Source organism: Vulcanococcus sp., from assembly GCF_044369115.1.
GTDB lineage: Bacteria > Cyanobacteriota > Cyanobacteriia > PCC-6307 > Cyanobiaceae > Vulcanococcus.
The window spans coordinates 1-7,677 of the sequence record NZ_JBIPMN010000131.1 but is presented as its reverse complement, the minus strand read 5'-3'; the positions used below and the strand labels follow the sequence as shown (position 1 = coordinate 7,677).

The window sequence follows — 7,677 nt, the reverse complement described above, 5'->3', positions numbered from 1 at the left end:
CAAGGGCATCACCTGGCCGGCGGCGAACGCGGTGAGCAGCACCACGCCCGCCAGCGGATCGCCGGCCTGGGCGATCCAGGCCAGCAACACCGCCAACACCGGCGTGGTGCAGGGAGAAGCAGCCAGCCCGAAGGCCAGGCCAGCTGCCAGCGGCGCCAGGGCCTTGGGCACCCGCTGACGCCATTGCTCGGGGTCGGGCCCGCTTGGAAGCTGCAGAGGTAGCAGGCCGAGAAGGTTAAGGCCCATGAGCACGGCCAGGATGGCCACCAGGGTGGGCACAAGGCCAGGCACCTGCCCGTAAATGCGCCCCAGGGCACCACTGGCCAGCCCGAGCAGCACCAGCGACGCCACGATGCCCCCGCAGAAGCTGAGGCTGCGCTGCCAGGGGCGCTCCTGTTGATCGTCAAAACCGGCCAGGTAGGCCAGGGTGATGGGTAGTAACGACAGGGAGCAGGGGCCGAGGCTGGTGAGCAGACCACCGGTGAACACCAGCAGCAGCGTCAGGGCACCGGGATGGGCCAGGGAAGTGCTGAGCAGCTGCTCTCCGCTGCGGGCCCAGTCGGCCAGGGCCGGAGCCACCATCGCGGTTCTTGAGTCGGCAGTGGGGTCAGCCTATCGAGAGGGTTCCGCGGGCTGAGCCTTCCCGCTGGCGCTCTTCGCGGCGGCGGGGCCGACCGGGCTCGAGTCCGGCACCTTCCAGGGCGCAGCGCAGCAGCAGTCCGGCGGTGAGGAGGCTTGAGAGCAGCGAGTTGCCGCCGTAGCTGATCATCGGCAGCGGCAGGCCAGTGGTGGGCATGGCGCCGCTTGCCACGGCGATGTTGAGGATCGATTGCCCCACCAGCAGGCTGGTGCAGCCGATGGCCACGAGGCGTTGCTGGTTGCTGCGGCAGCTGAGCGCCACGCGCAGCCCCACAAAGCCGAACAGCAACAGGAACAGCAGCAGCAGCACCGAGCCCACGTAGCCGAATTCCTCGGCGAACACGGCAAAGATGAAATCGGTGCTCTGGATCGGCAGGTATTGCAGCTTCTGCGTGGAAAGGCCGAAGCCTTCCCCCCATACCCCGCCGGAGCCGATGGCCAGCAGGCTCTGCACCAGCTGATAGCCATCGCCCTGGGCATCCCTCCAGGGGTTGAGGAAGGAGGTCACGCGGATGCGTTGGTACTCGTTGATCGAGATGCTGCCGATCGCCACGCTGAGGCCTACGCCAGCGCTGCCGAGCATGGCCCAGAGCGGTAGGCCCGATGCCAGCGCCATCAGCCAGAGCAGGATCCCGCAGAGGGCCGCCGTGCTCAGGTTGGGCTGCTTGAGGATCAGTCCGAGGGTGACGGCGAAAACCCCAAGCCAGGTGAGCTTCTGGTCGGGTGCGATGCGGCTCCAGTGGGAGAAGAGAGCAGCGCCCTGCAGCACCAGAAAGGGTTTGATCAACTCGGTGGGCTGGATCTGAATCGGCCCGATCACCAGCCAGCGGCTGGCTCCGTTCACTGTGCTGCCGATCACCAGGGTGAGGGCCACGAGCACCATGCCTACCAGCAGGGCTGGCCCGGCCATGCGCAGCCATCGGCGCAGGTTGATTTTCACCCCCAGATAGAGCAGGCCCCAGCTGGCCACCATCCAGATGGCCTGGCGCTTGAGGTAGTAAGTGGGATCGCCCATTTCGCGGGCCGCCACCCACCAGCTGGCGGAGCCGAGCACCACCAGGCCAAGCACGCTCCACAGGGCCACCATGCCCAGCAGCAGGCGCGCTTCGGCGGGCCAATGCCGTAAGGGAACCGGCAGCAAAGCCGATGGATTGCCGGAACGGGCCAATGCTGCGCAGAACTGAGGTTCCGACTATCCCGTATTTGCGGTGGCCTTGCCAACACGAGCGCAATAAAAAAGCCCGGCATTGCCGGGCTTTTGAACGACGCGAATCGGTCGGAATGGCTCTGAAGATCAGTTGCCCACGTTCACCTGACGGCGACCGGAGACCAGTTCAACCTTCAGGATCTTGCCGCCTTGCTTCATGATCCGCTGTTGCTCAGCGAACCAGCTTTCGTAGGGCACCCACTTGGTGAAAAAAGTGTTCTGCAGCTCGCGCTGGGAACGGGCTTTTTCAGGGCAGGGGATGCAGGCTGTGACTTTGAACAGGCGCATGGGGGATCCTCGAAGTGGGCCGAAGGCAGGGATCAGTTACCCAGGCCAGAGCTGATGTAGTCGAAATACACGCCCATTTCACGGCCGGCATCGGGACCCACCAGGGAGGCGGTGACTTCCTTCATGGCCTGGATCGACTGCACGGTGGCACCGATGGGCACGCCCAGGGAGTTATAGGTCTCCTTGAGGCCGTTCAGCACGCGCTCGTCGAGGATCGAGGTGTCACCAGCCAGCATGGCGTAGGTGGCGTAGCGCAGGTAGTAGTCGAGGTCGCGGATGCAGGCTGCATAGCGACGGCAGGTGTACATGTTGCCGCCGGGACGGGTGATGTCCGAGTACAGCAGCGACTTGGCCACGGCTTCCTTGATGATCGCGGAAGCGTTAGCGCTGATGGTGGCAGCGGCACGAACGCGCAGCTCACCGCTGGCGAAGTACTGCTCCAGGCGACCCATGGAGGAGGTGTCCAGGTAAAGGCCCTGAACGTCGGCCTGGTTGATGACGTTGGTGATGGCGTCTTGCATGGAACCTGATGGAAGAGGCGGTGGTTAGAGAAGAAAGATCCTCAGGAGAGGGCGCCGACGACGTAGTCGAAGTAGAAGCCAGCCTCTTCGGCATCACCACCGGTGAGCAGGCTCATGGCGGCGTTCTTCATCTCGCGCACGGCTTCAGCCATGGCTTCGAGGGGGGTGCCCAGGGAGCGATACATCTCCTTGGCGCCAATGATTCCGATTTCTTCGATCGGGGTCACATCACCAGCGACGATGCCGTAGGTCACCAGGCGCAGGTAGTAGTCCATGTCGCGCAGGCAGGACGCGGTCATTTCCTCGCCGTAGGCGTTGCCGCCAGGAGAGATGACGTCGGGGCGCTTCTGGAACAGAGCACCGCCAGCGGTCTTGACGATGCGCTCGCGGCTCTCGGCCAGGACCTGGGCGACGCGAAGACGACGCTGACCGCCGCTCACGAAAGCCTTGATCTGGTCGAGTTCGCCAGGGCTGAGGTAGCGGGCTTCGGCGTCCGCGTTGATGATCGAGTTGGAGACGATGCTCATGCAGTTCTGCCTCGAAACAAGCGGTCGCCTAAACGGTGACCGATATCCGGTGGGTAAGGGGGGAGGTCTTCAGAGGTGTGCTCCTCCCGCAGCAGGCTGCGTCGGGGGCGGGTGACTGAAGGCGCGGCAGCAGTGCTGTCCGCCGAGTCATTCTGTGGCAGAGCCCTGCAGCCCCCCTGCTCCCGGTAACAGTTCTTCACGGCGAGTCTTGCCCTTGAAAACCCCTGCAGCGACTGGGTTTTTCAGGTGATTGTTCACAGTGATCTGCTTGGCAGTTGTTCATAATTAATCGCGCTTCAATCGCTTCTTTGTTGCATTTTGTTGGCAAAGATTGTGCGCGCTTTTGTTCCAAAAAATTCCGCGCACATGAAAAACCCTCTGCCATTTGGCAGAGGGTTTGATCGCTTGGCGCGGGTTAGTCAGAGCTGGATCTGAGATCAGGCGGTGGGGTTCAGCGCGGCGTTGCCGCCATAAAGCGCTGCGGTGCGGTTCACCGTGCTCAGCGGGATGCCATCGCTGGTGCTCATCCCCTTGAGGTAGGGCACGGTGTCGCGTCCGAAGCTGCTGGCGTACTCGGAGGAGTTGAGTACCGCATCAATGGCACTGCGAAGGCCGTTGTTGCAGCGAGTGGCCAGGAAACGGCTGGATTCAGCTGGCTGGGCGGCCCGGCCCAGCAGGGCGAGGTGAGCAGCAGCGGCTGCTTTGAAGGGGGCCATGCGGTTGAGTCGGCTCACAAACAAATCGCTGCCGGCAACCCGTGCCACGAATTCAGCCACACTCAGCTTGCCGTTGCGCAGTTGCGATTCGGCATCGCTGAGGGCTTCGGCGGCCAGGGGCTGACGCCCAAGCAGCTGGCGATACACCGCTTCGATCGCCTCGTTCACCTCGGCGCTGGTGGGGCGCATGGAGAGCTTCACGGTGGTGCCGAGGCTGCGCCGCTTGCTGAAGCCCTGCAGGGTGCCCGGCTTGAGGGCCGTGGTCATGGCTGCGCCGGGTTGCTCAGCAGGAGCACCTACGGCACCGCTCGATACGGCTGAGCTCCAGCCGCCGCCAAAGCCGATCGTGGTGCCGGTGGCCGGAGCAGCGGGGGCAGCCACGAAGCTGGTGGTGCCGGCACTCCAGGTGGGGGCCGCACCGCCGCCAGGCTGCCAGCGCGGTGCACTCCAGCGGCGCTCAGGCGCCGGCCGGGTTTGCACGGAACCGGGCCCGGTGGATGCCCGGGTGGTTGGCGCCAGGGTTTCACCCCCGGTGAGGGTGGCGCTCCACACTCCGCGGATCACGCCGCTGCGGCCCGCCAGGTTGCGCTCGGTGAGGCTGCCGCTGCCGCGGAAGCGCTCGGGCGGGTTTACCTCTGGCCGGATCTTTGGTGTGATGTCGGCGTACGCCGCAGCATTGAAGGCCCGCTTGAGGGCGGGAACGCGGCGGGTGTTCAGATCGGTGGGGGTGATAAAGCGCTCGTAGGGAACGGTGTCTTCCCCGAACGCCTCGGAGTATTCGGCGCTGTTGAGCATGGCGTCCACCACGCCATAGAAACCCTTACGGGCTGCCACGTCGAAGTAGGTGTCGATCTCCCAGCGGCCGAAGGTGGGGCGGCCGAGCAGGCGGCGGTGCATCACCTCGATCGCCTTGCAGATGTAAAGACCACTCCAGTAGCGGCGGCGGAAGGCATCGCTGCGGGCCACCTGGCGCACGAATTCGCGCAGGCTCAGGTCGCCGTTCTCGAGCTTGATCTCCTCAACCTTGTTCTGCTCTCCGGCATAGCCGGTGTTGCCGAGCACCTGCACATACACGGCGCGGATCACCGACTGGGTGCTGGCTTCGGTGTTGCGGATGCTGGGTTGGCCGCCGCGGCGGGGCACCGAGTTGCCGCCGGTGGCGATCTGCTGCAGGCGCACCACCTTCGGGCCGAGCTTGCGCGGGGTGGAGGCGCGGAACTGCGGGCTGTTCATCTGGCCCGGCTGGCGCATGCCATTGCCCACCAGGATCCGGCGGGTGTCGTAACGGATCGGGGCGGGGCGGGTGCCAACGTTGGCGGTGCCGGAGGGGAAGATCGCGCCGTAGGTCAGTCCCAGCGGGTCGTTGCCGCCGCCGTAGGGGTGCTGATCGGCGTAGGGCTGGCGGTAGCTGGCGTAGAGGGTGACGTATTGAGGGGCACCCTCAAATGGTGCGCTGAAGCGGAACAGCTTGCGGTTGGAGCCCCAGCCGGCGCTCTCCTGTGCTTCTTCGCCGATGTCGCGCAGGTAGGGAACGGTTTCCTCCCCGAACACCTGGGCGTACTCCATGCTGTTCACCAGCGCATCCACCAGGCCCTTGAGGCCCTGGGCGGACACGATGTCGAAGTAGCGGGTGAATTCCTCGCGGGAGCTGATGCCGCGGCCGAGGAAGTGGCGGAAGGCCAGTTCCACCACGCGGCTGTTGACGAAGCGCCCGTAGAACTGCTGCTGGTACTCCTTGCTGTGGCCCAGGGAGCGGATGAACTCCCGCATCGAGATGTCGCCCTGGCGCACCTGGGTGGCTTCCACCGGGCAGGGCATTTGGCTGTAGGCCTTCGCGATGTCGCGCTCGAACACCTGGCGGTAGGCGGCGCGCACCACTTCGGCCTTCTGGGCACCACTCATGCCGGGCTTCATGTTGAAGCGCTGGGCCTTGCCCTGGGCTGCGAGGGCATAGATCGCCGGCAGCTGCAGGCCCTGGTTCTCAGGGCTGCCCAGGCGCTGGCGGGGTGAGGGGGTGGGAACGGCCAGCTCTTCGAGCAGCACGTTGAAGCTGTCGATCAGCAGCTGGCGGGCTTCCGGCAGGTCTTTGAGCAGCTCGGCTGCGCCGGCGCGCATTTCCTGCAGCGCCACGTTGGTCGCCGCCAGGGAGCAGCCCTTTTCGAGCACATCACGCAGGCCGCGGGTGTTCACCCGCAGGATGCTCGGATCGCCGGCCACCACGGCATAGCCCACATAGCGCAGGAACCAGGCCAGGTCGCGGATCGATTTCTTCATCCGCTCGGTGCCGTAGCGGGCCACCGAGATCGGGCTGAAGCCGGTGGGCAGCACCACGCGCACATCGGCGTCGCCACCGGCACCTTCGAGCAGGCGGGTGAGGGCGTTGCCGCGCTTGCTGGCGCCGCTGGCACCAGCGAAGGTTTGCACCGAGCGCTGGAAGGCGGCTTGGTCGGTGGCGAGGGGGGTGGCACCGGCGTCAGCCACGGGGCTGAGGGGTGCATCCAGATAGGAGAGCGGGGTGCCACCGGCGAAGATCCGGCTGGCGGCACGGGCCACGATCGCTTCGGCGTTGGCCGAAACGCGACGGGCGGCTTCAACCCGCAGCTGACCGCTCTGGAAGAAGGTCACCAGGGTGTTCAGCTCACCGCCATCAAGGAAGCGGTCCTGCTGTTCCGCCTCGCGGACGCTGGAGAGCGGCAGGGTGTCGTAGCGCTGAGGAGCAACCCTGCTGCTGCCGCTGCTGGCGGTCACAGTCATGGAGGAGAGCGAACCAGGCCAAGGCACGTTACGGCTGGCCCTCTGGCCTCCCGGCGGCCCATGAACAAATGTTTGCAGCCGGGCCCAAGCACCAGCCTCTCGGCCCCCCGAGCCATGAAAAGCTCGCTCGGTTGCGGAGCTGCTCCTGCGCCATGACCCAGGCCCCGGCTGATGCCGCCACCCCAGTGGTGAGCGCCTTTTACGACCGATTCCCCTATCCCGGTGATCCCCTGCAGGACGGCCCACCGCCTGGATACAACTGGCGCTGGTGCGTGGATGCGGCCTATGCCGCCTGCACGGGCGCTGTGGCACCCCGTTCGGCGGATGGAGCGCCCCTGCGCGTCCTGGATGCCGGCTGCGGCACCGGAGTGAGCACCGATTACCTGGCCCATCTCAATCCGGGCGCCGAGATCCTGGCCGTGGATATTTCGCCGGGCACGCTCCAGGTGGCGCGGGAGCGCCTGCGCCGCTCCGGAGGCCATGAGCAGGCCCAGGTGCGGATCGAAAACCGCAGCCTGTTGGAGCTGGAGAATGAAGACCCGTTTGACTACATCAATTCGGTTGGGGTGCTCCATCACCTGCGGCAGCCGGAAGCCGGGCTGAAGGCTCTGGCGGCGCTGCTGAAGCCCGGGGCGCTGCTCCATCTTTTTTTGTATGCCGATGGCGGGCGCTGGGAGATCCACCGCACCCAGCGGGCGCTCACGGCTATGGGCGTGGGCACTGGCGATGAGGGGCTGAGACTCGGGCGCCAGCTGCTGGCTGAACTGCCAGAGCACAACCGGTTGCGCCGGCACCATGAGCAGCGCTGGGCGATCGATTGCGCGGCGGACGCCAACTTCGCCGACATGTACCTGCATCCCCAGGAGACCAGCTACAGCCTCGAGCGGTTGATGGCCTTCGTGGCCTCGGCCGATCTTGAGTTCGCCGGCTTCTCCAATTCCCAGGTGTGGGATCCGGCCCGGCTTCTACAAGGCGAATTGCTGGAGCGGGCCCAGGCTCTGCCTCCTTTGCAGCAGTGGCAGCTC

The 7,677-nt window shown here is 65.7% G+C and carries 7 protein-coding genes; 1 reads left to right on the top strand and 6 read right to left on the bottom strand.

Annotation, left to right across the window (positions count from 1 at the left end; genetic code table 11):
* The 6 genes from ACIQ2E_RS10580 to ACIQ2E_RS10555 all read right to left on the bottom strand — a co-directional run.
* Nucleotides 1-582 (bottom strand): cytochrome c biogenesis CcdA family protein (locus ACIQ2E_RS10580; RefSeq protein ID WP_398330018.1); only part of this gene is annotated, 582 nt, incomplete at its 3' end.
* A 25-nt stretch (nt 583-607) separates the two neighbouring features.
* The gene (locus ACIQ2E_RS10575) at nt 608-1,807 is read right to left on the bottom strand and encodes an FtsW/RodA/SpoVE family cell cycle protein (RefSeq protein ID WP_398330015.1); all 1,200 of its coding nucleotides are present in this window, start codon (nt 1,805-1,807) and stop codon (nt 608-610) included.
* A gap of 126 nt (nt 1,808-1,933) precedes the next feature.
* Nucleotides 1,934-2,134 carry a phycobilisome linker polypeptide gene (locus tag ACIQ2E_RS10570; protein ID WP_010310954.1) on the bottom strand — a complete coding sequence of 67 codons (201 nt, stop codon included), beginning with the start codon at nt 2,132-2,134 and terminating at the stop codon, nt 1,934-1,936.
* A gap of 32 nt (nt 2,135-2,166) precedes the next feature.
* Nucleotides 2,167-2,655, bottom strand: coding sequence for an allophycocyanin subunit beta (apcB, locus tag ACIQ2E_RS10565; RefSeq protein WP_010310952.1), 489 nt, complete (start codon nt 2,653-2,655; stop codon nt 2,167-2,169).
* A 41-nt stretch (nt 2,656-2,696) separates the two neighbouring features.
* On the bottom strand, nt 2,697-3,182 hold the full coding sequence (locus ACIQ2E_RS10560; protein ID WP_296448718.1) for an allophycocyanin: 486 nt from the start codon (nt 3,180-3,182) through the stop codon (nt 2,697-2,699).
* Between the two features lie 437 nt (nt 3,183-3,619).
* Nucleotides 3,620-6,652, bottom strand: a complete 3,033-nt coding sequence (locus ACIQ2E_RS10555) for a phycobilisome rod-core linker polypeptide (RefSeq protein ID WP_398330010.1) — start codon at nt 6,650-6,652, stop codon at nt 3,620-3,622.
* 152 nt (nt 6,653-6,804) lie between these two features.
* On the opposite strand from ACIQ2E_RS10555, the gene ACIQ2E_RS10550 reads away from it, so the two are divergent.
* A partial coding sequence (locus tag ACIQ2E_RS10550; RefSeq protein WP_398330007.1) for a class I SAM-dependent methyltransferase occupies nt 6,805-7,677 on the top strand: 873 nt, incomplete at its 3' end.

Coding starts and splice junctions, on each gene's coding strand:
- ACIQ2E_RS10570 (WP_010310954.1), bottom strand. CDS start 2,134: ATGCGCCTGTTCAAAGTCACAGCCTGCATCCCCTGCCCTGAAAAAGCC.
- apcB (WP_010310952.1), bottom strand. CDS start 2,655: ATGCAAGACGCCATCACCAACGTCATCAACCAGGCCGACGTTCAGGGC.
- ACIQ2E_RS10560 (WP_296448718.1), bottom strand. CDS start 3,182: ATGAGCATCGTCTCCAACTCGATCATCAACGCGGACGCCGAAGCCCGC.
- ACIQ2E_RS10555 (WP_398330010.1), bottom strand. CDS start 6,652: ATGACTGTGACCGCCAGCAGCGGCAGCAGCAGGGTTGCTCCTCAGCGC.